This window comes from Marinobacter shunpengi (genome assembly GCF_045449695.1).
In the GTDB taxonomy this organism is placed as follows: Bacteria; Pseudomonadota; Gammaproteobacteria; order Pseudomonadales; family Oleiphilaceae; genus Marinobacter.
In genome coordinates, this window is the sequence record NZ_JBJJKZ010000012.1 from 528,624 (window position 1) to 555,004 (window position 26,381).

23 protein-coding genes and 2 rRNA genes are annotated in these 26,381 nt (G+C 60.4%); 15 read left to right on the forward strand and 10 right to left on the reverse strand.

Annotated elements, in window-relative coordinates; all coding sequences use genetic code 11:
- The first annotated feature begins 23 nt into the window (after nucleotides 1–23).
- Nucleotides 24–2,030 (forward strand): ATP-binding protein, encoded by a 2,007-nt coding sequence (locus ACJO2E_RS09170; RefSeq protein WP_406963565.1) that lies wholly within the window; start codon nucleotides 24–26, stop codon nucleotides 2,028–2,030.
- Here the strand turns inward: ACJO2E_RS09170 and ACJO2E_RS09175 are convergent.
- Together ACJO2E_RS09175 and ACJO2E_RS09180 are read right to left on the reverse strand one after the other, a co-directional pair.
- Nucleotides 1,999–2,472 (reverse strand): MarR family winged helix-turn-helix transcriptional regulator, encoded by a 474-nt coding sequence (locus ACJO2E_RS09175; protein WP_406963601.1) that lies wholly within the window; start codon nucleotides 2,470–2,472, stop codon nucleotides 1,999–2,001. The genes ACJO2E_RS09170 and ACJO2E_RS09175 overlap by 32 nt on opposite strands.
- Before the next feature lie 15 nt (nucleotides 2,473–2,487).
- Nucleotides 2,488–2,973: a glutathione peroxidase gene (locus tag ACJO2E_RS09180; protein ID WP_406963566.1), complete on the reverse strand. Its 486-nt coding sequence runs from the start codon at nucleotides 2,971–2,973 to the stop codon at nucleotides 2,488–2,490.
- A gap of 224 nt (nucleotides 2,974–3,197) precedes the next feature.
- On the opposite strand from ACJO2E_RS09180, the gene ACJO2E_RS09185 reads away from it, so the two are divergent.
- From ACJO2E_RS09185 to htpX, 3 genes are all read left to right on the forward strand, one after another.
- Nucleotides 3,198–4,412 (forward strand): pyridoxal phosphate-dependent aminotransferase, encoded by a 1,215-nt coding sequence (locus tag ACJO2E_RS09185; RefSeq protein WP_406963567.1) that lies wholly within the window; start codon nucleotides 3,198–3,200, stop codon nucleotides 4,410–4,412.
- Nucleotides 4,413–4,439: 27 nt separating this feature from the next.
- Nucleotides 4,440–4,919, forward strand: coding sequence for a hypothetical protein (locus tag ACJO2E_RS09190; protein ID WP_406963568.1), 480 nt, complete (start codon nucleotides 4,440–4,442; stop codon nucleotides 4,917–4,919).
- A gap of 119 nt (nucleotides 4,920–5,038) precedes the next feature.
- Nucleotides 5,039–5,923 (forward strand): protease HtpX, encoded by an 885-nt coding sequence (htpX, locus tag ACJO2E_RS09195; protein ID WP_406963569.1) that lies wholly within the window; start codon nucleotides 5,039–5,041, stop codon nucleotides 5,921–5,923.
- An 18-nt stretch (nucleotides 5,924–5,941) separates the two neighbouring features.
- On the opposite strand, the gene ACJO2E_RS09200 is transcribed toward htpX, so the two are convergent.
- From ACJO2E_RS09200 to ACJO2E_RS09210, 3 genes are read right to left on the reverse strand one after another with little or no spacing between them, the layout of a single operon-like run.
- Nucleotides 5,942–7,108: a 4-phosphoerythronate dehydrogenase gene (locus tag ACJO2E_RS09200; RefSeq protein ID WP_406963602.1), complete on the reverse strand. Its 1,167-nt coding sequence runs from the start codon at nucleotides 7,106–7,108 to the stop codon at nucleotides 5,942–5,944.
- A gap of 24 nt (nucleotides 7,109–7,132) precedes the next feature.
- Nucleotides 7,133–8,491, reverse strand: a complete 1,359-nt coding sequence (locus ACJO2E_RS09205; protein ID WP_406963570.1) for a DEAD/DEAH box helicase — start codon at nucleotides 8,489–8,491, stop codon at nucleotides 7,133–7,135.
- A complete protein-coding gene (locus ACJO2E_RS09210; protein WP_406963571.1) occupies nucleotides 8,475–9,083 on the reverse strand; it encodes an elongation factor P hydroxylase in 609 nt (202 codons plus the stop codon). The genes ACJO2E_RS09205 and ACJO2E_RS09210 overlap by 17 nt, the downstream gene beginning before the upstream one ends.
- 169 nt (nucleotides 9,084–9,252) lie before the next feature.
- Here ACJO2E_RS09210 and dsbD point away from each other — a divergent pair, with 169 nt between their 5' ends.
- Entirely contained in the window at nucleotides 9,253–11,157 is a 1,905-nt protein-coding gene (gene dsbD / locus ACJO2E_RS09215; protein ID WP_406963572.1) for a protein-disulfide reductase DsbD, read from the forward strand.
- 13 nt (nucleotides 11,158–11,170) lie between these two features.
- Here the strand turns inward: dsbD and tusA are convergent, their stop codons facing one another.
- Complete coding sequence (gene tusA / locus ACJO2E_RS09220) at nucleotides 11,171–11,413, reverse strand: sulfurtransferase TusA (protein WP_406963573.1); 243 nt, start codon at nucleotides 11,411–11,413, stop codon at nucleotides 11,171–11,173.
- 168 nt (nucleotides 11,414–11,581) lie between these two features.
- Between tusA and ACJO2E_RS09225 the strand changes: the two genes are divergently transcribed.
- Nucleotides 11,582–11,866, forward strand: a complete 285-nt coding sequence (locus tag ACJO2E_RS09225; protein WP_406963574.1) for an antibiotic biosynthesis monooxygenase family protein — start codon at nucleotides 11,582–11,584, stop codon at nucleotides 11,864–11,866.
- A 1-nt stretch (nucleotide 11,867) separates the two neighbouring features.
- Here ACJO2E_RS09225 and rlmM read toward each other — a convergent pair whose 3' ends face one another.
- Together rlmM and ACJO2E_RS09235 are read right to left on the reverse strand one after the other, a co-directional pair.
- Nucleotides 11,868–12,941, reverse strand: a complete 1,074-nt coding sequence (gene rlmM, locus ACJO2E_RS09230) for a 23S rRNA (cytidine(2498)-2'-O)-methyltransferase RlmM (protein ID WP_406963603.1) — start codon at nucleotides 12,939–12,941, stop codon at nucleotides 11,868–11,870.
- A 51-nt stretch (nucleotides 12,942–12,992) separates the two neighbouring features.
- The gene (locus ACJO2E_RS09235) at nucleotides 12,993–13,649 is read right to left on the reverse strand and encodes an alpha/beta family hydrolase (protein ID WP_406963575.1); all 657 of its coding nucleotides are present in this window, start codon (nucleotides 13,647–13,649) and stop codon (nucleotides 12,993–12,995) included.
- 284 nt (nucleotides 13,650–13,933) lie between these two features.
- Between ACJO2E_RS09235 and ccoN the strand changes: the two genes are divergently transcribed.
- The 9 genes from ccoN (at nucleotide 13,934) to ACJO2E_RS09280 (ending at nucleotide 22,644) form a co-directional block, all read left to right on the forward strand.
- Entirely contained in the window at nucleotides 13,934–15,364 is a 1,431-nt protein-coding gene (gene ccoN / locus ACJO2E_RS09240; protein ID WP_406963576.1) for a cytochrome-c oxidase, cbb3-type subunit I, read from the forward strand.
- A gap of 18 nt (nucleotides 15,365–15,382) precedes the next feature.
- Nucleotides 15,383–15,991 carry a cytochrome-c oxidase, cbb3-type subunit II gene (ccoO, locus tag ACJO2E_RS09245; protein WP_406963577.1) on the forward strand — a complete coding sequence of 203 codons (609 nt, stop codon included), beginning with the start codon at nucleotides 15,383–15,385 and terminating at the stop codon, nucleotides 15,989–15,991.
- Nucleotides 15,992–15,996: 5 nt separating this feature from the next.
- A complete protein-coding gene (locus ACJO2E_RS09250; protein WP_406963578.1) occupies nucleotides 15,997–16,182 on the forward strand; it encodes a cbb3-type cytochrome oxidase subunit 3 in 186 nt (61 codons plus the stop codon).
- Nucleotides 16,179–17,072, forward strand: coding sequence for a cytochrome-c oxidase, cbb3-type subunit III (gene ccoP, locus ACJO2E_RS09255; RefSeq protein ID WP_406963579.1), 894 nt, complete (start codon nucleotides 16,179–16,181; stop codon nucleotides 17,070–17,072). Before ACJO2E_RS09250 ends, ccoP begins: the two co-directional genes overlap by 4 nt.
- Before the next feature lie 134 nt (nucleotides 17,073–17,206).
- Nucleotides 17,207–18,649, forward strand: a complete 1,443-nt coding sequence (gene ccoG / locus ACJO2E_RS09260; protein WP_406963580.1) for a cytochrome c oxidase accessory protein CcoG — start codon at nucleotides 17,207–17,209, stop codon at nucleotides 18,647–18,649.
- Between the two features lie 52 nt (nucleotides 18,650–18,701).
- Nucleotides 18,702–19,238, forward strand: a complete 537-nt coding sequence (locus ACJO2E_RS09265; protein ID WP_406963581.1) for a FixH family protein — start codon at nucleotides 18,702–18,704, stop codon at nucleotides 19,236–19,238.
- On the forward strand, nucleotides 19,231–21,708 hold the full coding sequence (locus ACJO2E_RS09270; RefSeq protein ID WP_406963582.1) for a heavy metal translocating P-type ATPase: 2,478 nt from the start codon (nucleotides 19,231–19,233) through the stop codon (nucleotides 21,706–21,708). The genes ACJO2E_RS09265 and ACJO2E_RS09270 overlap by 8 nt, the downstream gene beginning before the upstream one ends.
- A 13-nt stretch (nucleotides 21,709–21,721) precedes the next feature.
- Nucleotides 21,722–21,961, forward strand: a complete 240-nt coding sequence (ccoS, locus tag ACJO2E_RS09275; protein WP_406963583.1) for a cbb3-type cytochrome oxidase assembly protein CcoS — start codon at nucleotides 21,722–21,724, stop codon at nucleotides 21,959–21,961.
- 2 nt (nucleotides 21,962–21,963) lie between these two features.
- Nucleotides 21,964–22,644: a sulfite exporter TauE/SafE family protein gene (locus tag ACJO2E_RS09280; RefSeq protein ID WP_406963584.1), complete on the forward strand. Its 681-nt coding sequence runs from the start codon at nucleotides 21,964–21,966 to the stop codon at nucleotides 22,642–22,644.
- Between the two features lie 393 nt (nucleotides 22,645–23,037).
- Here the strand turns inward: ACJO2E_RS09280 and rrf are convergent.
- Both rrf and ACJO2E_RS09290 read right to left on the reverse strand, forming a co-directional pair.
- A 5S ribosomal RNA gene (gene rrf, locus ACJO2E_RS09285) occupies nucleotides 23,038–23,152 on the reverse strand.
- 77 nt (nucleotides 23,153–23,229) lie between these two features.
- Nucleotides 23,230–26,124 (reverse strand): 23S ribosomal RNA (locus tag ACJO2E_RS09290).
- Nucleotides 26,125–26,381 lie beyond the last annotated feature (257 nt).

Genomic DNA, 26,381 nt, shown 5'->3' on the forward strand with positions numbered 1-26,381 from the left:
TGCCCAGCCGCACAGGGAATAGAGTGACGCATCTTTTCAGGAACCGTCTGTCATACCGCCTCACCCGCAACACCGTGTTGCTTGCGATGGCGGTGGGGCTCGTTCTCAACCTGATCCAGGTAACGGTGGAATACCACAGTACCCGCACCTATATGGATCAGGATATTGAGGCGTTGATGGACATCAGCCACAGCCCTGCGTCCCAGATCGCCTACAATATCGACACCCGGCTGGCTGGTGAACTGCTGGACGGCATGCTCCGCCACCCGGCGGTGATCGACGCCCGCATCCTGGACACCAAGAACCGCACCCTGTCCGCCGCCAGCCGCGGCAGCGGTGATGGCAGCTACCGCTGGATCAGTGACCTGCTGTTCGGGGAAACCCGCCGCTACTCCACAGAGCTGGAAGTACCGGACCTGCAACAGATCGAACTGGGCCAGCTGGTCATCACAATATCCACCAACTACTACGGCAACCTGTTCCTGTCCCGGGCCGCATTCATCCTGATCAGCGGCATCCTCAAGAGTCTGGTGCTGTCGGCCATGCTGCTGGTGGTGTTCTATTTCGTGCTGACGAAGCCCATGATGCGGGTCATCAGCAGCCTGCAGGACGTCCGCAACGCGCCCGAAAAGGCCCGGCTACCGGTTCCGCCTTCCCACGAACATGACGAGATCGGCAGCATGGTGGCCATTATCAACCGCCACCTGCAGACCGTGGACACCTCCCTGAGCCAGCTGCGGGAAGTGGAAAGCCAGATGAAGGACTATTCCGGCAAACTGGAACGGGAAGTTGAGGACCGGACCCGGGAAATCTCGGAAAAGAACGAAGCCCTGCAGCGGGGTAACCGGGCCCTGATCCGCGCCAAGGAGGACGCCGTGCGACGGGCCCAGACCCGCGCCCGCTTCCTGGCCAGCATGAGCCATGAAATCCGCACGCCCCTTAACGGCGTGCTGGGTATGCTGGAGCTGGCCCTGGAAGGTAACCTGGAACCTGCCCAACGCCATCAGCTTGAAATCGCCCACCGGGCCGGCCAGAGCCTACTGAGCCTGCTCAACGATATTCTGGACATCTCCAAGGTAGAGGCCGGCAAGCTGGACCTGGAGGTTATCTCCTTCGACTTGCGACAACTGATCAATGAGTGTGCCACCATCCATGGCGAGCAGGCCCGCCGCAAGGGTCTGAAATTCACCACTCACCTGGAAACCGGTCTCGCGACCCGGTACCTGGGCGATCCCACCCGCCTGAGGCAGGTGGCCAACAACCTGTTGTCCAATGCCATCAAGTTCACGGATGAAGGCACGGTCTCCATTCATCTCGAGCAGACCCCTGAAGGGATCCGACTGGAAGTCCGGGACACCGGGATTGGCATGTCACGGCAGGAACTGGACCGGATTTTCTCGCCGTTCTCCCAGGCGGCCACCGACACCACCCGGCGTTACGGCGGCACAGGGCTTGGCCTCGCCCTTTGCCAGCAACTGGTGGAGCGCATGCACGGCCAGATACGGGTGGACTCCAGGGAGGACGAGGGAACCTGGTTTACCGTCACCCTGCCGCTGCCGGTGGACGAGAGTACCGACAGGGACGAGACGGAGATGGCGGAAGTGGTGGAAACCGGGCCCACCAGACGCCACTGCCGTATCCTTCTGGTGGAGGACAACCGGGTCAACCAGATCGTTGCCTCGGGCCTTCTGCACAAGCTCGGCCATGAAGTGGACCACGCCGAGAACGGGGAACGGGCGCTGGCGGCCCTGTCGCTGAAATCCTACGACCTGGTGCTGATGGACTGTCAGATGCCGGTGATGGATGGTTACGAAGCCACACGACGGATTCGCCAGAACCCGGAGTGGAAGAAACTGCCGGTGATCGCCGTCACCGCCAATGTCATGTCCGGCGACCGGGAAGAATGCCTGGCGGCGGGCATGGACGACTACATCACCAAACCCTACAACCGGGACGTACTGGACCGGATGATCCAGCGCTGGTCCACTGCGGAAGGTGTTACCGATACTCCGCCTGCTCCAGGTGACTGAGCAGATCCCGAAGTTCGCCGCGCAGGCGCACCGCATCTTCCGGCCCCACGCCCAGCTCGCACAATAGCCGCACCGGTACGTCGGTGGCCCGCTCACGCATGGAGCGGCCCTCCCCCGTCAGGGCAACCGTTACCACCCGCTCGTCCTCGCTGGACCGCTGGCGGATGATCAGGCCTCGCTGTTCCAGGCGCCGCAACAGGGGCGTCAGGGTACCCGAATCCAGGCGCAGCCGCTGACCGATGGAGGAGACACGTGGCGTCTCCCCCGCCTCGTCCGCTTCCCACATGACCAGCATCACCAGGTACTGCGGGTAGGTCAGGTCCAACTCCGCCAGCAGTGGCCGGTAACGGCTGGTAATCGCCCGGTTCACCGCGTACACGGCAAAACAGAGCTGGTTGTCCAGGGCCAGCAGCTCATCACTGTTAGCCTTGCTGGCACGCATAGCCGAATCACTCACTTACAGCAACTCCACAATATCATCGCGAATGGCTTCAGGCTTTGCAGTCGGCGGATAACGCCGGACAACCTGGCCCTCCCGGTTCACCAGGAACTTGGTAAAGTTCCACTTCACTTTCTTCGAACCCATCATACCCGGCGCCTCGTCTTTTAGCAGCCGGTACAGAGGATGGGCATCCGGTCCGTTGACCTGGAGCTTGGCGAACATGGGAAAGCTGACGCCGTAGTTGAGGGAACAGAATTCACTGATCTCGCTGTTCTCTCCCGGGTCCTGGTTCATGAACTGGTTACAGGGAAAACCGAGCACTTCCAGCCCTTTGGGAGCCAGTTCATTATGGAGTGATTGCAGGCCTTCGAACTGGGGCGTAAAACCACATTTCGAAGCGGTGTTCACAATCAGCATCACCTTGCCAGCATAGTCCGCCAGGGTGCGGGGCTGGCCTTTGATATCCGTTACTTCGATGTCGTAGAGGGGCGCGTTCGCCATGTCAGGCTCCTTATGGATTTTCAACAATTATATTGTGCACAATTTTATTTCCGAAAGCCAGTTTGAGAAACCGGCTCCAAATTGCAGCCCTCCCTGCCATTTTTCATCACAATTGCGCCCTTTTCGGACTGTTTTTTTGAACCCCGGCTCCGCTAGAATGGTGAGCCTGTTCTGATCCTGCCGCCTGTTGCGGCATGCCTACCAACGCCGGGAAGACGCCTTCTATGCAGAATTACAGAAAATCCGCGAAACTGGACAACGTATGCTATGAAATCCGTGGCCCGGTACTGCGTGAAGCGCGTCGCCTGGAAGAGGAAGGCCATCGGATACTCAAGCTCAATATCGGCAACCCTGCTGCTTTCGAGCTGGATGTACCGGAAGAGATCCAGCAGGATGTGATCTACAACCTTCACCAGGCCCAGGGCTATGTAGAATCCAAGGGGCTGTTCTCCGCCCGCAAGGCGGTGATGCACTATTGTCAGCAGATTGGTATCGACAAGGTGGATATCGACGATATCTACCTGGGCAATGGCGTCAGCGAACTGATCGTCATGTCCATGCAGGCGTTGCTGAACACCGGCGATGAGGTGCTGGTACCGGCTCCGGACTATCCGCTGTGGACCGCGGCCATCACCCTGTCCAGCGGTAAGGCCGTGCACTACCGCTGCGACGAACAGCAGGACTGGTTCCCGGACCTGGACGACATCCGCCGGAAGATCACCAACCGCACCAAGGCCATCGTGCTGATCAATCCCAACAACCCCACCGGCGCCGTCTACCCGAAAGAGTTGCTGGAGGATGTAATCGAACTGGCCCGTCAGCACAACCTGATCATCCTGTCCGACGAGATCTACGACAAGATCCTATATGACGGGGTCCAGCACGTGCCCACTGCCTCCCTGGCGGACGACGTGCTGTTCTTCACCTTTAACGGGCTGTCCAAGAACTACCGGGCCGCCGGCTACCGGTCCGGCTGGCTGATCATCAGTGGCGCGAAGCACAAGGCCGTGGACCTGATCGAGGGCATCGACATGCTGGCGTCCATGCGGCTGTGCGCCAATGTGCCGGCCCAGCTTGCCATCCAGACCGCCCTGGGGGGCTATCAGTCCATCGAGGACCTGATTGCGCCGGGCGGCCGACTCTACGAACAACGGGAAACCGCCTGGCGCCTGCTCAACGACATTCCGGGTATCAGTTGTGTGAAGCCCAAGGGGGCCCTGTACCTGTTCCCGAAGCTGGATCCGGCGCTCTACCCCATTGAGAACGACGAGCAGTTCGTACTGGACCTGCTGCGGCAGGAACGTATCCTGCTGGTCCAGGGCTCCGGCTTCAACATCGACGACCGCCAGCACTTCCGGGTGGTGTTCCTGCCCCGGGTCGACGCCCTGGAGGATGCCATCGGCCGCCTGGAAAGGTTCCTGTCCACTTGGCGGGCATAATGTAAGGGATGCAGTAAGAGGAAAAACATGGCCGATATCCACATCGAGGAGTTCTACCGGGATTCCGCCATTGCCCTGGTCCAGCTCTACAGCGTGTTCCCACGGCGTATCAACCTGTTCGTGGAGGATATCGCCGGGCCAGATGAACCTGACGAGTTCGGCCTCCACAGCCCCCGGCACATGGCCTGCTTCGGCGCACTGCTATGGCTCGAGGAAGAGGGCCTGCTGCGGTACGTGGATACCATCCGCCAGGAGGCCCTGGACCAGGCCGTCCTAACCCGCCGGGCCTTTATCCGCCTGAGCACCCCGGCACCAGCCGACCTGGCGGCGGCCCTGGAGCTGCCGGAACCTGGCGTGCCCGCCCCGGATGACGACTCCCTGCCCGCATCGGTCCGCCAGGACCGCTCCACCTGGGTGCACGTGTTGCGCCAGTCCATCAAGGGCGGCCACTCCCCCACCCTCAACCGGGCCATGCAGGCGGCCTTCTTCGCACCTACCGGGAACTGATCTCCTGTCAGCCGGTCTTTCTCACCGCATCGAGAACCACTCAGGTCATTGAAATAACCCGGAGTGGCCCGATATTGGGCATTAGTGTGTAATGCGTCCCTTTTGAGAGAGACTGACCCATGAGAATACTGCTTTTCCTTGCCACCAACCTGGCGGTGATCCTGGTGGCCAGCGTCACCCTCAGCCTGTTGGGTGTCGACAGTTACCTGGCCCAGAACGGCATCAACTACAGCTCGCTGCTTATCTTTGCAGCCGTTTTCGGTTTTGCCGGCTCGTTCATCTCCCTGCTGATGTCGAAATTCATGGCCAAACGAATGACCCGCGCGCGGGTCATCGACTCCCCCCGTACCCCGGCGGAGCGCTGGCTGGTGGATACGGTGGCGGAACTGGCCAAGAAGGCCGGCATTGGCATGCCGGAAGTCGCTATCTTCCCGGCCAGCCAGTCCAATGCCTTCGCCACCGGCTGGAAGAAAAATGATGCCCTGGTGGCCGTGAGCGAAGGACTGTTGCAACGCTTCAGCAAGGAGGAGATTCGGGCAGTCCTGGGACACGAGATCGGGCATGTGGCCAATGGCGATATGATTACCCTTGCCCTGATCCAGGGTGTGGTGAACACCTTTGTGATCTTTGCCGCCCGCGTGATTGGTTCGATGGTGGACCGTGTCGTCTTCAGGAATGAGGGAGGGCACGGTATCGGCTTTTTCGTGGTGAGTATTGTGGCCGAAATTGTGCTCGGCATCCTGGCCAGCACCATCGTGTTCTGGTTCTCCCGGCGGCGGGAATTCCGGGCAGATATCGCCGGGGCACAACTGGCTGGTCGCGGCTCCATGATCAGCGCCCTGGCCCGGCTCAAGCAGGAAAGCGGGATTCCCGACCAGATGCCCGACAGCCTGCAGGCCTTTGGCATCAACCGGGGCGCCCGCCAGGGCCTGGCCGCCCTGTTCATGACTCACCCGCCGCTGGAGGACCGGATTGCCGCCCTCAAGCAGGCCAGTCTGGGGTAGGTCGATCGTGCCGGGCCTTCAGGGGCCCGGGGTTTCAATAACCTGGAAGCCGGCCGCCGACAGCAGGGCACCCTGCCCGCTGTCCGCCGGCACTACAACCTTCAGGCTGGCGGGCTCACGCCGCACCGGGTATTGCTTGCGCAGGCCGTCAAAAGCCGGCCCCACCGGGGAGCCAGGCCCTGCCACACGGGCATACGCCGCCCGTAACCGGGCGTCATCATCCCGCGGGTCGTAACAGGCCATCAGAGCCCGGTGCAGGGCCTCCATAGGGGTTGCCCGGGCCGTAAACCGCAGCTCAGACAAAGGGGGCGCCGGCAGCACCGTCGCCAGATCCGTATCCATGGGCAGGCCTACCCACTGGTGTAGTGCCCTGGCCACCATTTCCGTGCCCCGGCTCTTGCCCTCCAGGCTGTAACCGGCAATGTGGGGTGTCGCCAGCCAGCAACGGGCCACCAGCGCCGACAGGGGCTCGGGCTCGTTTTCCCAGACATCCAGTACCACGGTGGGCGCGTCCTGTTCGTCAAGACGCCTCAGCAGCGCCTGATTGTCGATGACTGGTCCTCGCCCGCTGTTGATCAGCAACTGGTTGCCGCACAGGCGCGACAACCGGTCCTCATCCAGCAAATGGGCAGTGGCATGGGGGCCGCCCCTGGTCAGGGGCGTATGGAGGGAGATCACATCGCACTGAAGCACCTCGTCCAGCGAGGCGAATGGCAGGTCGGCACCCTGCGCCTGTAAGGGCGGGTCGCTGACCCGTACCGTTACTCCCAGGGCCTGCAGGCGCCGGACCAGCGCGCCGCCGACATTGCCCGCGCCCACCACGCCCACGGTGAGACCGTCAAACGACCGTGGTTGGCGATGAAGCAGGAACAGCGAGAGCACCGATAACACATACTGCACCACGCTGGTGGCATTGCAGCCGGGCGCCGGAGTAAAGGCAATGCCCTGTTCCTCCAGCCAGTCGGTGTCCACATGGTCGGTGCCAATGGTCGCCGTGCCCACAAACCGGACGGACGTGCCAGACAGCAGGCTGGCGTCCACCCGTGTCACCGAACGTACCAGCAGTACGTCGGCGTCCATCAACTGCTCCCGGCCAAGGGTGCGGCCGTTAACCCGGGTCAGGCTGCCCAGACCGCCGCAGAACGGTTCCAGCAGCGGAATGTTCTCGTCGGCAACGATACGCAGCATGGCCGCCTGCCGGGAACCGGGCTAGCGGGAACCGGACGACCGGGGCCGACCGCCCTGGCGTCCCCGGTTGCCACCGCGGGGACCACCACCGCCGCCACTGGGCCGGCGACGGCCACGACGACGCTGGATCAGTGGTTTATCCAGCGGTTGCAGCAGATCTTCCTCCGGTACCGTCGTGGTCAGCTTCTGGCTGATGTAGGTCTCGATGGACGGCAGGGCAAAGGCATCGTCCTCGCTGGCAAAGCTGATGGAGATGCCGTACTCCCCCGCCCTACCGGTACGGCCGATGCGGTGTACATAATCCTCGGCATTGTCCGGCAGGTTGTAGTTGAACACGTGGGTCACGCCCTCGACATGGATACCACGTCCCGCCACATCCGTGGCCACCAGTACCTGGATATCGCCGTTCTTGAACTGGTCGAGGGTCTTCAGCCGCTTGTTCTGGGGAATTTCGCCCGACATCAGGGCCGCCTTGACGTCCTGGTTCTTCAGGTCTTCTTCCAGGTCACGGCACTGGTCGCGGCGGTTGGCAAAGACGATGGCCTTGTCCACCCCCTGCTGCTTCAGGGCATTCACCAGCACCGGCAGCTTCTGGTCCTCGGACACCAGGTAAACCGTCTGCTTCACGCGCTCGGCGGTCTTCTGCTGGGGTTCGATCTCGATAAACTCGGCACCGTGTGTCCACATGGACGCCAGGTTCAGCACGTCCTGGTTGAAAGTGGCACTGAACAGGAGGGTCTGGCGATCGTCCTTGGGCGGGCACTGGCGGATAATCCGCTTGACGTCCGGGATGAAGCCCATGTCGAGCATCCGGTCCGCCTCGTCCAGGATCAGCAGATCCACCTGGTCCAGGTACACATCCTGGGTGCCCATGAAATCGATCAGGCGCCCCGGTGTAGCCACCAGGATGTCCACGATCTCTTCCCTCAGCACTTCCCGCTGCTTGTCGTAGTTCATGCCACCCACCACGGACACCACGCGATGGCCTGTCCGCTCGCAGAGCTGCTCCGCATCCTTGGCAATCTGCATGGCCAGTTCCCGGGTCGGCGCCAGGGCCAGTACGCGGGGCTCGGAGGCAAACCGGTCCTTGTCCGGGATCGGCGTCTCCAGCAGCGTCTGGATGGCGGTGATCAGGAAAGCCGCGGTCTTGCCGGTACCGGTCTGGGCCTGCCCGATCAGGTCATGACAGGCCAGGGTGTAGGGCAACGTCTCCGCCTGGATCGGGGTACAGTATTCAAACCCGATACCACTGATGGCATCCTGCAATTGCTGGTGGAGACCCAGTTCGGAGAAGCGGGTTCCACTCTGCTTCAGTTCGGTATCATCGTTTGCACTGGCCACGTTGTCCGTGGTGTTACCAGATTCAGGAGCTTGCGTCATAGGCTTCGCTTTCTGTTGTGAAATGGTGTGGCTGCCGGCGTAACTCATCCGCCAGCCAGGCATGGCGTTCACGCCATCGGCAGAACTCGTCCGCCCCTGTGCCGTAGAAATCCATCAGGGACTCCAGGAAATGCTCCGCCCTGACCGGAAGACCCAGGTCCAGGTACCGGCATGCCTGACGGTATACATTGCGACGGAATCCGTCCTCATCAATGGCACCGCCGCCATCCAGGTTGTCCACGCTGATATGGAAGTGGCTGCCGCAGGCGGTGGCGAACAGCCACTCGATCGCCTGGGGCTTCACCTCAACCTGTTCAAAAGACCTTTGCTGTTCACGGGTACGGCCATCGGGACAATACCAGTAACCATAGTCCGGCAACTGCCGCCGACGCTCGCCGGCGATACACCAGTGACTGATTTCATGGAGAGCGCTGGCGAAATAGCCGTGGGCGAAGATTACCTGAGCATAGCGACCGGCTACGCCAGCAGGAAGGTATTCAGGCTCATCGCCACCGCGAACCAGTTCCGTTCCCGTACTTTCAAGGAACAGTCTGTTGAACAGTGTGACAAGGTCTTCTGGACGGTGATTCATGGGTCCGTTATTGTGCGTCTTTAACGAAAGGAATGCCAGCGGGATATTAAGGGATCCTTGACTAAATCCCGGATATATTCCTGCAAAAACCGGGAACTTTCCGGATCGAAGCCAGTCTTTCCTTTCATTCCGGATACGCTCGCCTGCCAACCGACAGACATTGACATCCATGCCACTGATATCCCGTTTTCCTGCTGACCTCCTGCGACTGTTCCTGCTGACCCTGGCCACGCTCCTGTCCGCAAGCACCGGCTGGGCCTCCTTCAACAGCAACAGCCTGGGCGGCCAGGACTTCCTGCCAGTGGACGAGGCGCTGCCCTTCAGCTTTACCAACACCGAGTCCGGTGTGTTGTTGAGCTGGGATATCGCGCCAGACCACTACCTGTACCGGGGGCGTATTGCCGTGTCCACGCTGACCGAGGGGGTCAGTGTGTCAGAACCGGCTTTCTCCCTGCCGGGCGTGGAAACGGAGGACCCCTACTTCGGCACCGTCAACGTGTTCTATGAGCCGGTGGAGGCCCGGGTCGATCTGGACCTGCCGGAGGGCGTCCGCGAGGCAACCCTGGAGGTGACCTACCAGGGGTGCGCCAAGGCAGGCCTTTGCTACCCCCCACAGACCCGGGAAGTGTTGTTCTATGCCAGCCAGGATCAGTCAAAGGAGCCAGCGGCAGCAGGCTCCGGCCCGACCGGCGGCGCCACGACCACCACCCCGGATGGCAACCTGGACAGCGCCACTGGCCTGGCCGGGTTCCTGTCGGAGCAGTCCCTGGCCATCATCGCGCTGGTTTTCCTGGCGCTGGGGCTGGGGCTGACCTTCACGCCCTGCGTACTGCCCATGGTGCCCATCATCTCCACGCTGGTGTCCAGCCAGAACACCCGCAGCACGGGGCAGGCGCTGGCGCTGGCCCTGAGCTATGTGCTGGGCATGGCACTTACCTATGCCGCCGCCGGCGTGATTACCGGACTGCTGGGGGCCAGCTTCAACCTGCAGGCACACCTGCAGTCTCCCTGGGTGCTGGGCAGCTTCGCCGCCCTGTTCGTGCTCTTTGCCCTGGCCATGTTCAATATCTTTGACCTGCAACTGCCCCAGGGCATCCAGAACCGGCTGAGTCAGGCCAGCCAGAACCTCAGCGGCGGTCGTGTCGCCAGCGTCTTCGGCATTGGAGCACTGTCCGCCCTGGTGGTATCCCCCTGTGTATCCGCCCCCCTGGCGGGCAGCCTGCTTTACATCAGCACCACCCAGGATGCGGTGGTGGGCGGGGTTGCCCTGCTGTCCCTGGGACTGGGCATGGGCATTCCCCTGATCCTGGTCGCCGTGGGCGGTCGTCACTTACTGCCGACGACCGGCTCGTGGATGAATGTGGTCAAGGCCTTCTACGGGGTGATGTTGCTGGCCGTGGCCATCTGGCTACTGGAGCGGCTGGTACCGGCCTGGCTGGCACTGACACTCTGGGGCGTTCTGGCCGCCATCACCGGCGTGCAACTGGGGGCCTTTGATCAGGCCCGGGCGGGATGGCAGCGTACCTGGAAAGGTGCCGGCCTGGTCCTGTTCGCCTGGGGGCTTGCGCTACTTGCCGGCGCCCTCTCGGGTGCCTCGAACCCCATGAGACCACTGGCACCCTTTATGGCGTCGTCGGCCAGCAGCAGTGGCGCAACCGCGACCGAACACGCCCCGTTCGAGCGCCTGGAAGACCCGGATGCCATCCGGACAAGGCTGGACCAGGCCAGCGCCCAGGGGCAGCCGGTGATCCTGGATTTCTACGCGGACTGGTGCATCTCCTGCAAGATCATGGAGCGGGAGGTATTCAGCAAGCCGGGCGTGATTGCCGCCATGGCACCCTATACCCTGCTGCAGATCGATATGACCGACAATACCCCATCACAACAGGCGCTTCTCGACGAGCTCGGCCTGTTCGGGCCACCAGCCATCCTGTTCTACGACGGCAACGGGCAAGAGCAGGCGGATCTCCGGGTGCTGGGGGAAATGGACCTGGCCCAGTTCCGGGAGCACCTGGAGCGGGCCAGCTCCATGCTCCAGGGGGTGTCCGGACAACAGCAGGTCGCGGCAGATTAGATTCGCGGGCCTGCTAAGCTCCCCGCCGAATCCAGAACAGGTACTCGCCGCCGGTCTCTTCCTGCCGCACCAGTTCATGGTTCAGGAACTGGCAGAAACGGGGAATGTCCCTCGTGGTGGACGGGTCCGTGGCCAGTACCCGTAGCACGCCCCCCACCGGCACATCGGCAATCCGGTTATGCAGCATCATGACCGGCTCGGGGCACATCAGGCCTCGGGCATCCAGTTCGGCATCCTGATTCGGTAACTCGGCCATGCTTATCTCCCGGGCTTTGCACCCCGGCCCCGGGGCGGTTGTTTCAGGCACCCGCGTCATGGTGCCTCAATAACCTGATGGTAATTCCCGGTCCAGGTGCTAAATTACTGTTTAGATGGTCCATTTTAGACCACATCGCCCGTTGAACGGTATAGCATTGAGGTGTCTATGATTCGTGTCATCATTGAACGTCATATCGCCGAATCCCTGGAATCCGCCTACGAGGACCGCTCAAGGTTCATACTGCAGAGCGCGGTCACCGCCCCGGGGTTCGTGTCGGGCGAGACCCTGGTGGACGCCAGGGACCGCAACCACCGGATTACCCTGGCCAACTGGCGCTCCGAGGCGGACTGGGACCGCTGGTATCATTCGGAGGAACGCCAGCAGTTGCTGAGCGAGATCAAACCCATGATGGACCAGGATGAAAAGATCACCATCCTGGAACAGTGCTGACCTAGTCGGTCCGCTCCAGAAAGCAGGTAATCTCTTCCCGGTCGTGGTATAGCTGACGCGCCCGTAACCGGACGGCGAAGGGGGCATCGGCCAGATGTTCCCTGATCAGGTCACGGCACACCAGCCATTCCTCGTAGCGGCGCTTCATGGGTAGCTTGAGGTTGAAGACACTGTATCGGCAGAGCTGGTCGGCAAACCAGTCGCTGACCATGGTGGCGGTCCGCCGTGGCTTGTCCACGATATCGCAGACCATCCAGTCCACCGCACGTTTCGGACGCCACAGGTAACCATCTGACTGGATGTGGGTCACCATGCCGGTTGCCATGAGGGCATCGTCCATGGGGCCATTGTCCACTGCGGTCACGGTCATCCCCTGCTGTACGAGCTGCCAGGTCCAGCCCCCTGGCGCGGCCCCCAGGTCAACCCCGGTCTTGCCGCCCCCCAGATAATCCAGCGCCCTGCCCTCCGGCAACAGCACCTTCCAGGCTTCTTCGAGCTTCAGTGCTGACCGGCTGGGCGCTGCTTCGGACAGCTTCAGTCGTGGAATTCCCATAGGCCAGCGTGCCCGGTTGTTCACCGGGCTGATGCCGATGATCACCCGGGAAAAGTCCACCAGCAGCAACTCAAGGCGGTCACCATCGCCGCCTCCATCACCAAGCAGGCCTGCACCCCGGAGGGCGCGGGACAGGGGTGCCACCCACTTGCGGCTAAAGCGACTCAGGTCCGCATCGCTGTTGTTTTCCGGTACCCGCACCTCAAGTCGGTCACAGCCCGAGACAGCGTCGGCCCCGGCGTAACGCACTGCGTCAAGCACGGCACCAACCCGGTCCGTTGCCGGCAATTCAACATCCGCCACCACAACCATCCAGTCGCGCACGAAGACCAGGGTACTCAACGGCAGGTCGGACAGCAGCGCCGGTGCATCCATACCGCCGGCCAGCGTGAACTCCAGCCATCCCATACCCTCGGCGGGCTGGAAGTAGCCCCAGGCTCCGAGGGAGGCTGCGGCATCGGTCAACTCACGCCCGGCTTCCGCCTCGAAGCCCGGGCGGCAGTAAAGCAGCAGTTTGTTCAGGGGAGAATCCATCATGCACCTATTCAGCAACGGCCATAAAAGGACGACAGCCTACCCGAGGGAACGGACAAAAGCAGCCGCCCGTCTGGCCGACTCGTCAATGAGGGCATCCGCACCCAGGCCCTGCTTCTTCAGGGGCCGCAGGTCATGATTGCCGCCGTCGAGCCATTGCAACCGGACATGGGCTGGCAGCGGTCCGTGGTCCGCGAGTTCATTCGGCTTTCCGAACGGATCCCGGGTGCCCTGGAAGATCGCCATGGGTACGGCGACCTCCGGAAAGTGCCCGGTACGCCATTGATCCGGCTTCCCCGGTGGATGAAACGGATAGCCGAAACAGACCACCCCCTGGATCTGTTCCAGCAGCCCGGGGGTCGCCGCCAACAATGAGGCCATGCGGCCGCCCATGGATTTTCCCGCCACCACCAGCGTCCGCTGATCGCCAATGTCCCTGCGACACTGACGGACCATCGACTCGAAGTGCTCCAGTAACAGCGGCTGGCGATCTGGTGGCCGTTTACGGCCGTCCTCTCGGCGTTTCTGCATATAGGGAAACTCGAAGCGCGTCACGCTGACACCATTGACACTCAGTGACCAGGCCAGCCGTTCCATAAAGGGAGTGTCATACCCCACCCCAGCGCCATGGGCCAGAAGTATCACCGGTGCGCTGTCCGGCGCGTCGTTGGCATCGTCGAAAAGCCAGTGTGTCATTTTGCAAGCTCCATCTGAGGAACTACCCTCCTCTTTATAGGTCTACGGGCAGGCGCAACCAGACCGGTACCTGTTGCTGCCCTGGTTACGTAGCGGGAACTATTGATGAATATTGAAAATCCCGCGAATTGTACATCAGTCCGACATTGAACAGATTCGCCATCACACTGATTTAAGCGGCATTACCGTGGCCGGCGGAGTTGATCTGAGTCATTGCAAACGGGTTAGCGTTTCTCCATACTTGCGCCGATTTCTTTCCCACCCCTGAATCCATTGGTAAGGCTATGAGCACAGTGAATGCAGACCTGACATACAACTACAAGGTGGTGAGACAGTTCGCCATCATGACGGTGGTATGGGGTATTGTGGGCATGTCGCTGGGTGTGATCATTGCATCACAGCTGGTGTGGCCACAATTGAACCTCGACCTGCCCTGGACCCACTTCGGCCGGCTGCGGCCACTGCACACCAATGCCGTGATCTTCGGTTTCGGCGGTAGTGCCCTGTTTGCGACGTCCTATTACGTTGTCCAGCGTACCTGTCAGGCGCGCCTCTTTTCCGACGGTCTCGCGGCCTTCACCTTCTGGGGGTGGCAGGCTGTTCTGGTAGCAGCGGTTATCACCCTGCCCCTCGGCCTTACCTCCACCAAGGAATACGCTGAACTGGAATGGCCCATCGACCTGCTGATCCTGGTCACCTGGGTTTCCTACGCCATTGTATTCTTTGGCACCATCATGAAGCGTAGTGCACCCCACATCTATGTGGCCAACTGGTTCTACGGCGCCTTCATTATCACCGTTGCGGTGCTGCACATTGGTAACAACCTGGCGCTGCCCGCCTCCCTGTTCAAGTCCTACTCCGCCTATGCGGGTGTCACCGATGCCATGATGCAGTGGTGGTGGGGCCACAACGCCGTGGGCTTCTTCCTGACCGCTGGCTTCCTGGGCATGATGTACTACTTCGTGCCCAAACAGGCCAACCGCCCGGTCTATTCCTATCGCCTGTCCATCGTGCACTTCTGGGCGCTGATTGCCACCTACGTCTGGGCCGGCGGCCACCACCTGCACTACTCAGCACTGCCAGACTGGGCGCAGACTGCAGGCATGATCATGTCACTGATCCTGCTGGCACCCTCCTGGGGCGGTATGATCAACGGCATGATGACCCTGTCTGGCGCCTGGCACAAACTGCGCACCGATCCGATCCTGCGCTTCCTGGTGGTGTCCCTGTCCTTCTATGGCATGTCCACCTTTGAAGGCCCGATGATGGCCATCAAGACCGTCAACGCCCTGTCCCATAACACCGACTGGACCATCGGACACGTTCATTCCGGCGCCCTGGGCTGGGTTGCCATGATCAGTATCGGCGCAATCTATCACCTGATCCCGAAACTGTGGGGTATCAAGGAGATGTACAGCATTAGCCTGATCAACGTGCACTTCTGGCTGGCCACTGTCGGCACCGTCCTGTACATCGTCGCCATGTGGGTCAACGGTATCATGCAGGGCCTGATGTGGCGTGCGGTGAACGAAGACGGCACCCTGACCTACAGCTTCGTACAGGCCCTTGAGGCTTCCTGGCCCGGTTATCTGGTGCGCTTTATCGGGGGCGTCATCTTCCTGAGCGGCATGCTGGTCATGGCCTGGAACGTTTGGATGACCATTCGCCAGAAAGACGCGGTTGCGGCCGACAACGTCGCGGCACAGCCGGCCTGATCAGGAGCGATACGCAAGATGAAACACGAGATTGTAGAAAAGAACATTGGCCTGATGTCAGTGCTGATCCTGCTGGTGATCAGCGGTGGCTTTCTGGTTGAAATCGTTCCCCTGTTCTTCCTGAAGGAGACCAACGAACCGGTGGCTGGCCTTGAGCCGCTGGATGCGCTGGAACTGGAAGGCCGGGATATCTATATCCGGGAAGGCTGCCACGTGTGCCATACCCAGATGATCCGCCCCTTCAGGGCGGAAACCGAACGTTATGGCCACTACTCCGTGGCGGGCGAGTTCGTCTATGACCGCCCGTTCCTGTGGGGGTCCAAGCGTACCGGCCCTGACCTTGCCCGTGTCGGCGGTCGCTACTCCGACGCCTGGCAGCGGATGCACCTCTACGACCCCCGTAGTGTCGTACCGGAATCCAACATGCCAGCGTTTCCCTGGCTGTTCGAAAACCGGGTAGATCACACCCAGACGGCGCAGAAGATGAAAACCCTGCAGACACTGGGCGTGCCCTATACCGATGAACAGATCGCCGGCGCTGCCGAGCAGGTCCAGGGGCAGTTTGAAATTGATGCGCTGGTCGCCTACCTGCAGCAACTGGGTACCGTAATTTCAGACAAGCGGTGATGTCGATGGATATTAATGTTTTGAGAGGCATCCAGACTCTTCTGGTCATGATCGCCTTCTTTGGCATCGTCTGGTGGGCCTATAGTGCCCACCGCAAGAAGCCTAACGACGAGGCAGCACATCTGCCCTTCGACGATGACGACATCGCCGACCGCACTTTGAAACAGGACAAGACGGAGAAGAAACAATGAGTACCTTTTGGAGCATCTGGATCAGTGTGATCGTGCTCGGTACCATTTTCGGCTGCTGGTGGCTGCTTTGGGCAACCCGCAAGAGCCAGACGACCGATACCGAAACTGAAAAAACCACTGGCCACTCCTTCGATGGCATCGAGGAGTATGACAACCCCTTGCCCAAATGGTGGTTTTACCTGTTTATCGCTACCTGTGTCTTTTCACTGGGCTACCTGGCCCTGTACCCGGGTCTCGGTAACTGGCAGGGCCTGCTCGGCTGGAGTCAGGAAAAGCAGTGGGAAGAGGAAATGCAGCAGGCGGAAGCCCGCTACAATGAAATCTATGCCCAGTTTGGCGACGTCCCGATTCCAGAGTTGGCACAGAACGAAGAAGCCAATGAAATGGGTCAGCGCCTGTTCGCCAACAACTGTGCTGTCTGCCATGGCTCCGCGGCCCGGGGATCCATCGGTTTCCCCAACCTGACGGACGATGCCTGGCTCCATGGCGGTGACCCGGAAACCATCGTACAGACCATCCACGATGGCCGTAAGGGCAACATGCCAGCAAAAGGCATGATGCCCAATATGACCTCCGAGCAGGTGGACCAGGTGGTAAACTACGTGCTGAGTTTCAGTGGCCGTGAACAGGACGCAGCGGCAGCAGAAGCGGGAAAGGAAGTCTTCGCCCAGGCCTGCTCGTCATGCCATGGCGCCGATGGCACGGGTAATTATGCCTTTGGTGCCCCCAACCTGACCGACGACAACTGGCTGTATGGCAGCACCTACGACTGGATCGAGGAAACCGTACTCTACGGTCGTCAGAACGAGATGCCTGCCCAGGGCGAACGCCTGAGCGACGACAAGATCCATATCCTCGCCGCCTACGTGTACAGCCTTTCCAACGACTGAAGTCTCCGGCGTCGCCCTGCGGCGCCCGGTGTCTTTTCAACCCTGGGCCTGCCACCACGGACCCAGGCTTGAAAAGATCCCCAAGGACCACACTGCCTACGGGCTGGTCACCTTGTTTCATCGGGAGGTAACTGATGAGCAGTCAGATTCCGGTCAAAGAAATAGACCCGAACACTGACGGCCCCTCCGACAACAACAAAAAGAAGCCGGAAACCGTCGAGCTTTACGCCAGCCGCAAGAAGATCTACGTGCGGGCAGTAACGGGCCTGTTCCAGCGTATCCGCTTCTTCAGCCTGATGGCCCTGATGGGCATGTACTTCCTGTTCGTGTGGGTGACGTTTGACGGTCAACCGCTGATCCATTTTGACCTGCCCGCCCGGGAGTTCCATCTCTTCGGCGGCACCTTCTACCCCCAGGATTTCTTTCTGCTGGCGGCGATGTTGATCATCTGTGCCTTCGGACTGTTCTTTATCACAACCCTGTTTGGCCGGGTCTGGTGCGGCTACACCTGCCCGCAAACCGTGTGGACCTTCATCTTCATGTGGGTTGAGGAGCGTATCGAGGGTAGCCGTAACAAGCGGATAAAACTCGACAAGGCCCCCAACTCTCCTGAAAAGGTCATGCGTAAGTCAGCGAAACACATTGCCTGGCTACTGATTGCCCTGGCCACCGGCCTGACCTTCGTGGGGTATTTCTACCCCATCCGCGACCTGCTGGCGGACCTGGCAACACTGGACGCCAACGGCTGGGCGTATTTCTGGGTCGGCTTCTTCACCCTGGCTACCTACATGAACGCCGGCTGGATGCGCGAGCAGGTGTGCCTGTATATGTGTCCGTATGCCCGCTTCCAGTCCGTCATGTTCGACCGCAATACCCGGGTGGTCTCCTACGATCCCAACCGTGGTGAGCCCCGGGGCAGCCGCAAGAAGTCCGCCGACCGGGAGGAAATCGGGCTGGGCGACTGTATCGATTGCGGTCTCTGTGTGCAGGTCTGCCCCACCGGCATCGATATACGGGACGGCCTGCAATATGAATGCATCGGCTGTGCCCTGTGCATTGACGCCTGCGACAGCGTTATGGACAAGATGGAATACCCCCGTGGCCTGATCCGTTACACCACGGAGAACGAACTGGAAGGTAAAAGCTCGAAACTGCTTCGCCCACGCACCTTCGGATACGGGGCATTGCTGATGCTCATGATCGCGGCGGTTGTGGTTACCATTGTCACCCGGGTACCGGTGGATCTGGATGTGATCCGCGACCGGGGCGCCATGTTCAACTACAATGGCCGGGGCTGGGTGGAGAACACCTACACCCTGAAAATCAACAACCTGTCGGAAGATCCGCGGGAATACCGCATTGAAGTCGACGGCATCGAGTCAGCCAGGCTCCTCCGCGGGAGTGAGCCGGTCAGCGTCGACCCCAGCGGTCACCGATCGGTGCCGGTGGTGGTCGAGGTGGACCCGGAGGATCTGGAAGACATCAATACCAGGATCACCTTCCGCATAGAAGCCGTCGACAGCCCTAACATATCCGATGAAACCGATAGCCAGTTCATTGGTCCAAGACCCCGCTGACCACCAGCCCGGCCCCGGGGCCGGGCAACCTGTTCCCTGAAACGAGTACACCATGTCCAACACCGCGAATATCCATACCGACGAAGCTAACCGCCCCTGGTACCGACAGCCCTGGTTCTGGTTCCTGGTTCTGTTTCCGGCGATGTCCATTACCTACTGCATCATCGCCATTACCATAGCCCTGAACACGCAGAACTCCATGGTGGTGGACGACTATTCCAAGGAAGGGCTTGGCATCAATCAGTCCATGGCCCGGGATATTCTGGCGTCGGACCTGGGCCTGGAAGCCCGTATCCGTCAGTCCCAGCGCCAGTTGGAGGTTACCCTGGAGAGCAGGGAGACCACGGCGGTGGCACCGGAGTACCTGGTCCTGCAACTGTTCCACCCGACCCTGGGTGAGGAGGACCGGATAATCCAGCTCCGATCTGTCAGCCCCGGCCTCTACCAGGGCCAGATTGCCGGCAATATTGACGGTCGCTGGTACCTTGACCTGAGCGACCCATCCGCCGACTGGCGTATCAAGGGTGAGGGGCGTTTTCCTGTTGAGTCCGGGATAACGTTGCGCCCCGATGACTCGGATCGTGGCTGATACGCTTTCCTGCTTCCACTGCGGTGAACCCGTCCGGTCCGCCGGGGCCATCGTCCCCGATCCGGCACATCCCGCGCGGGTGTTCTGCTGTCATGGCTGTCAGTCGGTATTCGAGACCATCCACCAGGAGGGACTGGATCGTTTCTACGAGTTCCGCACGGCGCCGGCGGCAACCCCGCGCTCACTCTCCGAACCGGACCTGGAACGGCTGCGTGAGCTGGACCATCCCGCCGCCCAGGAGTCTTTCGTCGCACCGGTCAGGGGCGCCATGGAGGCGCAACTGCTGATCGGGGGCATCACCTGCGCGGCCTGTATCTGGCTGCTGGAGAAGCACCTGACCCGGTACCCGGGTGTGGAGGCGTTTTCCATCAACCACACCACCCAGCGGGCAAGGCTCGTCTGGTCACCGGACGAGACCCGTCTCAGTGACCTGCTGATCGCCATTCAGGAATTGGGCTACACGGCCTCCCCCTATCACGCGGATGAAGCCGAGCAGGCCCTGAAGGCCGAAAACCGTTCCGCCATTATCCGCCTGCTGGTGGCCGGTATCGGCACCATGCAGAGCATGATGCTCGCGATCCCGCTGTATTTCGACATGATCAGCGACGTGACGCCGGAGTTTATCCAGCTCTTCCGCTGGTTCAGCCTATTGGTGGCCACCCCAGTGGTGGTCTACAGCGCCCGCCCATTTTTCACCAATGCCATCCGCGACCTGAAGGCCCGGCACTTCACTATGGATGTGCCCGTAGCCACCGCCATTGGTCTGGCCTACATCGCCAGCGCCTGGGTAACCGTCTCAGGCGGCGGGGAGGTGTATTTCGAGTCGGTCTGCATGTTCACCTTCTTCCTGTCACTGGGCCGCTACATCGAGACCAGGGCACGATACCGCGCGGGGCTCACCGGCAAGGCCCTGGGCGACTACCAGCCCCGGATAGCCACACTTGTCCGTGACGGGGAACCGGAAGTGGTGCCAGCTCACCAATTACAGGCAGGCGACCATATTCGGGTGAAACCCGGGGAGACCCTGGCGGTGGATGGTGTCATCGTCCATGGGCGTTCCACACTCAACGAGGCAGCCCTGACCGGCGAATACCTGCCGGAATCCCACCAACCGGGTGACGAGGTGTTTGCCGGCAGCATCAACGGTGAGAACCCGCTGGAAATCGAGGTATCGCGGACCGGCAGCCGTACCCGCCTGTCGGGCATCTTGAGGATCCTCGACCGGGTACAGTCCGACAAGCCACGGGTGGCCAGGATGGCAGACCGAATCGCCGCAGTCTTTGTCAGCCGTGTACTGGTGATTGCGCCCCTGGTCTGGCTGGGCTGGTGGCTGGCCGGCTCTGACCACGCCTTCGATATCACCCTGTCGGTGCTGGTGGTAACCTGCCCCTGTGCCCTGTCACTGGCCACCCCCACGGCCCTGACCAGCGCTACTCTGACATTGCGGAAGCTGGGCTTCCTGCCCACTAGGGGCCACACCCTGGAATCCCTGGGGGAAATCGACACCATTGTCTTCGACAAGACCGGCACCCTGACCGAAGGCAGGCTGCACCTGCTGGACACAAAGCCGCTGGGGTCTCTGTCGTCCGGACAGGTCCTGGCGGTGGCTGCGGGACTGGAGCGGCATTCGGAACATCCGATCAGTCGGGTATTCGCCGGAATGTCCGCCGAGGAGGTATCCGACGTTCACAATCATCTCGGGGAGGGGCTGACCGGCCGATGGCAGGGCCACCCCGTGGCAATAGGTCACAGGGAGTTTATCGCCACCCGTACAACGACAGCCCCTCCCCCAGTGCCGGAGGATGGCGCCGGCATCGATCTGTGGCTGTCGGTGGACGGCCAGGTCGAGGCATGCTTCCTGATCGATGACCGGATCCGGGACGATGCCCGGGACGCCATCCACACATTACAGTCCCGGGGGATTGCGACCATCATGCTCAGTGGTGACCGTTCCGGCCACGTGGATCGGGTAGCCAGGGAACTGGGCGTCGACCAAGCAATTGGCGGTGCCTCCCCGGAAGCCAAGTTATCATACCTGCAGGGGTTGGCGGACAAGGACAGGAAGATCATGATGGTGGGAGATGGCCTGAATGACCTGCCCTCCATGGCGGGTGCTGCGGTCTCCGTGGCCATGGGTTCCGCCACTGACCTGACCCAATACCGGGCGGATGCCATCCTGCTCAGTGGCAGGCTGTCGCTCCTGGCCAGGGCCATTGACGCCAGCCGGGATACGCGGCGTATCATCCGGCAGAACATGCTGTGGGCACTGGGTTACAACCTGCTGGCCCTGCCACTGGCGGCTGCCGGCCTTGTACCGCCCTGGCTGGCGGCCATCGGCATGTCGCTGAGTTCGCTGGTGGTGGTCCTCAATGCACTCAGGCTCAGCCAGGATGCCAGGAGGGAGACGGAAGCGTCTCTCCCCGAACCTGGCGAACAGGGCCAACACAAGATGTCCGCCACGGGCGGATAGAGGTGATTAGCTGGTGAATATAGTCCTCATACTCGTTCCCATCACATTGCTGCTGGTGACCGCCGGTATCCTGCTGTTTAACTGGGCGGTAAAAAATGGCCAGTATGACGACCTGGAAGGCCCGGCGCACCGCATCCTCTACGACGATGATCGGGACATGATCCCCGACGACGCCAAGCAGCCCCGGGACGTCGCCCGAGCCGAAACCGGGCGCACTGTCGATCAGGACGAACGGAACGAGCCAAAGGCCTGACCTTGAACGACCTGGCACTGAGCTACCCCGCCGCCTTTGTTATTGGCCTCCTGGGCAGTACCCACTGCCTGGGCATGTGCGGTGGCATCAGTGCGTCACTGTCCATGAGCCTGCCGGTGGGTCGCGGTTTTCGGTTTCGTCAACTCTCCATGCTGCTCGCCTTCAACGGCGGGCGTATCGCCTCCTATGTGGTTATCGCAACCCTCATCGCCTGGCTCAGCGTCAGTGCCACTGGCACCTGGAGCAGCCTGGGACCACCCCTGAGGACATTGGCGGGGCTGCTCCTTGTCCTGATGGGGCTTTCCATGGGCCAGTGGTGGAACGGCATACGCCACATTGAACGGATCGGGGCGCCGGTCTGGCGGCGCCTGCAGCCCATTACCGGCAAGCTGCTACCCGTCCGCAACCCATTCCAGGCGCTCCTACTGGGCACACTCTGGGGCTGGTTACCCTGCGGACTGGTCTACAGCACCCTGGGCTGGGCCGCCTTGCAACCCACCGTTCCTGCGGCGGCTCTCACCATGCTGTTCTTCGGCCTGGGAACACTGCCCTCCATGCTGGGCACCGGTCTCGCAGCTACCTGGATACAGGCACTTCGCACCAATCGGTGGTTTCGGCAGATTGCCGGGGCTGCGATGGTGATCTTCGGGGTGTGGACGGTGCCCTGGATGGCGTTTGTTTGAGGGAGTGGTGCTTAGGATTGCGGGACTGAGAGGCTGCTTTTAACGGAGTGTAAAGCCCTGATGCCGGTTGGTGTCGGGGCTTTTTTATGGTGAGTATTGAGTGCCCCCGTTGCCGGTTTGCACAGACTTACTCCCTCTCCCCCTGAGGGAGAGGGCTGGGGAGAGGGGTAGCGCTCGCAGGGCGCCGAGGAGTTTTGGTGTGGCCCCCAGGCCCTGCTGCGCAGGGCGACGATGCCCCGGCCCTTCGCGAGACGCTCCGGGCGTTCGCCCCTGGCAACGCTGCGCGTCGCCTGCCCTGTCGGGCACCGAGGCTCACACTCTCGTAGGTCATCTCTTTCTAACGGCCAATAAAAAACCCCGGCAGCGTTAGCTGTCGGGGTTTTGGGATTAAGAGCCTGACGATGACCTACTCTCGCATGGGCAACGCCACACTACCATCGGCGCTGGTCTGTTTCACTGCTGAGTTCGGGATGGGATCAGGTGGTTCCAGACCGCTATGGTCGTCAGGCAAAACGGTTGATCACTGGGATGGATGAGATTGAAGTGCTTTACGATCAAGGTTATCGCAGTTGTCTTGGGTGTTATATAGTCAAGCCGCACGAGCAATTAGTACCGGTTAGCTCAACGCCTCGCAGCGCTTACACACCCGGCCTATCAACGTCCTGGTCTTGAACGGCTCTTCAGGGGCCTCGAGGGCCCGGGGAGATCTCATCTTGGAAGGGGCTTCCCGCTTAGATGCCTTCAGCGGTTATCCCGTCCGAACATAGCTACCGGGCAGTGCCACTGGCGTGACAACCCGAACACCAGAGGTTCGTCCACTCCGGTCCTCTCGTACTAGGAGCAGCTTTCCTCAAATCTCCAACGTCCACGGCAGATAGGGACCGAACTGTCTCACGACGTTCTAAACCCAGCTCGCGTACCACTTTAAATGGCGAACAGCCATACCCTTGGGACCGGCTTCAGCCCCAGGATGTGATGAGCCGACATCGAGGTGCCAAACACCGCCGTCGATGTGAACTCTTGGGCGGTATCAGCCTGTTATCCCCGGAGTACCTTTTATCCGTTGAGCGATGGCCCTTCCATACAGAACCACCGGATCACTATGACCTACTTTCGTACCTGCTCGACGTGTCTGTCTCGCAGTTAAGCGGGCTTGTGCCATTACACTAACCGCATGATGTCCGACCATGCTTAGCCCACCTTTGTGCTCCTCCGTTACGCTTTGGGAGGAGACCGCCCCAGTCAAACTACCCACCACACAGTGTCCTCATCCCCGATCAGGGGACCAAGTTAGAACCTCAAACATGTCAGGCTGGTATTTCAAGGTTGGCTCCACCGGAACTGGCGTCCCGGTTTCAAAGCCTCCCAGCTATCCTACACAAACATGCTCAAAGTTCACTGTGAAGCTATAGTAAAGGTTCACGGGGTCTTTCCGTCTAGCCGCGGATACACCGCATCTTCACGGCGATTTCAATTTCACTGAGTCTCGGGTAGAGACAGCGCCCCCATCGTTACGCCATTCGTGCAGGTCGGAACTTACCCGACAAGGAATTTCGCTACCTTAGGACCGTTATAGTTACGGCCGCCGTTTACCGGGGCTTCGATCAAGAGCTTCGTCCGAGGACTAACCCCATCAATTAACCTTCCGGCACCGGGCAGGCGTCACACCGTATACGTCCACTTTCGTGTTAGCACAGTGCTGTGTTTTTAATAAACAGTCGCAGGGGCCTGGTATCTTCGACCGGCCTCGGCTCCACCCGCAGGGGTTTCACCTAACGCCGGCGTGCCTTCTCCCGAAGTTACGGCACCATTTTGCCTAGTTCCTTTACCCGAGTTCTCTCAAGCGCCTTGGGATTCTCACCCTGACCACCTGTGTCGGTTTGGGGTACGGGCCCGAGTAGCCTGAAGCTTAGAAGATTTTCCTGGAAGCCTGGCATCAATGACTTCCCGCCCTGAAAGGGCAGTCGTCGTCACGTCTCGGAATTGAGGACCCGGATTTGCCTAAGTCCCCTTCCTACACGCTTAAACCGGGACAACCGTCGCCCGGCTCACCTAGCCTTCTCCGTCTCTCCATCGCAGCTACCCAAGGTACGGGAATATTAACCCGTTTCCCATCGACTACACCTTTCGGTCTCGCCTTAGGGGCCGACTCACCCTGCGCCGATTAGCGTTGCGCAGGAACCCTTGGTCTTCCGGCGTGGGGGTTTTTCACCCCCATTATCGTTACTCATGTCAGCATTCGCACTTCTGATACCTCCAGCATGCCTCTCGGCACACCTTCGCAGGCTTACAGAACGCTCCCCTACCCCGCATACTTGCGTATGCAGCCGCAGCTTCGGTGACCAGTTTGAGCCCCGTTACATCTTCCGCGCAGGCCGACTCGACTAGTGAGCTATTACGCTTTCTTTAAAGGATGGCTGCTTCTAAGCCAACCTCCTAGCTGTCTGAGCCTTCCCACATCGTTTCCCACTTAACTGGTACTTGGGGACCTTAGCTGGCGGTCTGGGTTGTTTCCCTCTCCACAACGGACGTTAGCACCCGCTGTGTGTCTCCCGGATAGTACTCACTGGTATTCGGAGTTTGCATCGGGTTGGTAAGTCGGGATGACCCCCTAGCCGAAACAGTGCTCTACCCCCAGTGGTATTCGTCCGAGGCGCTACCTAAATAGCTTTCGGGGAGAACCAGCTATCTCCGGGCTTGATTAGCCTTTCACTCCGATCCACAAGTCATCCCCTGGCTTTTCAACGACAGTGGGTTCGGGCCTCCAGTGCCTGTTACGGCACCTTCACCCTGCTCATGGATAGATCGCCCGGTTTCGGGTCTATGCCCAGCGACTAAGTCGCCCTATTCAGACTCGGTTTCCCTACGGCTCCCCTACACGGTTAACCTCGCCACTGAACATAAGTCGCTGACCCATTATACAAAAGGTACGCCGTCACCCCACGAAGGGGCTCCGACTGCTTGTACGCATACGGTTTCAGGGTCTATTTCACTCCCCTCACAGGGGTTCTTTTCGCCTTTCCCTCACGGTACTGGTTCACTATCGGTCAGTCAGGAGTATTTAGCCTTGGAGGATGGTCCCCCCATGTTCAGACAGGATTACACGTGACCCGTCCTACTCGATTTCACTGAACTCAGGTTTCGGATACGGGGCTATCACCCACTATGGCGGTCCTTTCCAGAACCTTCTCCTACCAGTCGTCCAGCTTAAGGGCTGGTCCCCGTTCGCTCGCCGCTACTAAGGGAATCTCGGTTGATTTCTTTTCCTCGGGGTACTTAGATGTTTCAGTTCCCCCGGTTCGCCTCTTACACCTATGGATTCAGTGTAAGATACCGACCCGAAAGTCGGTGGGTTTCCCCATTCAGAGATGCCCGGATCACAGCTTGTTTGCCAGCTCCCCGAGCCTTATCGCAGGCTTCCACGTCTTTCATCGCCTCTGACTGCCAAGGCATCCACCGTATGCGCTTAGTTGCTTGACTATATAACCCCAAGACAACTGACCTGTTCACCAACCTAAATCGAACGATGCCCTGGCAAGCCAGGTCATCATCCTGTTAAGGATGGCTTTCAGAGACAGCCGACTGAAGCTATAAACAACCACTTCAACGACACACCGGATAACGCTTGATCGTTATCGCTGAGATTGACTCTGAACTAGAAGAATCAATCTCGTGTTTCAATCTCATCCGAATTGTTAAAGAGCAATTCTGACCCAGTGATCAGAAAGAAGGGCTTC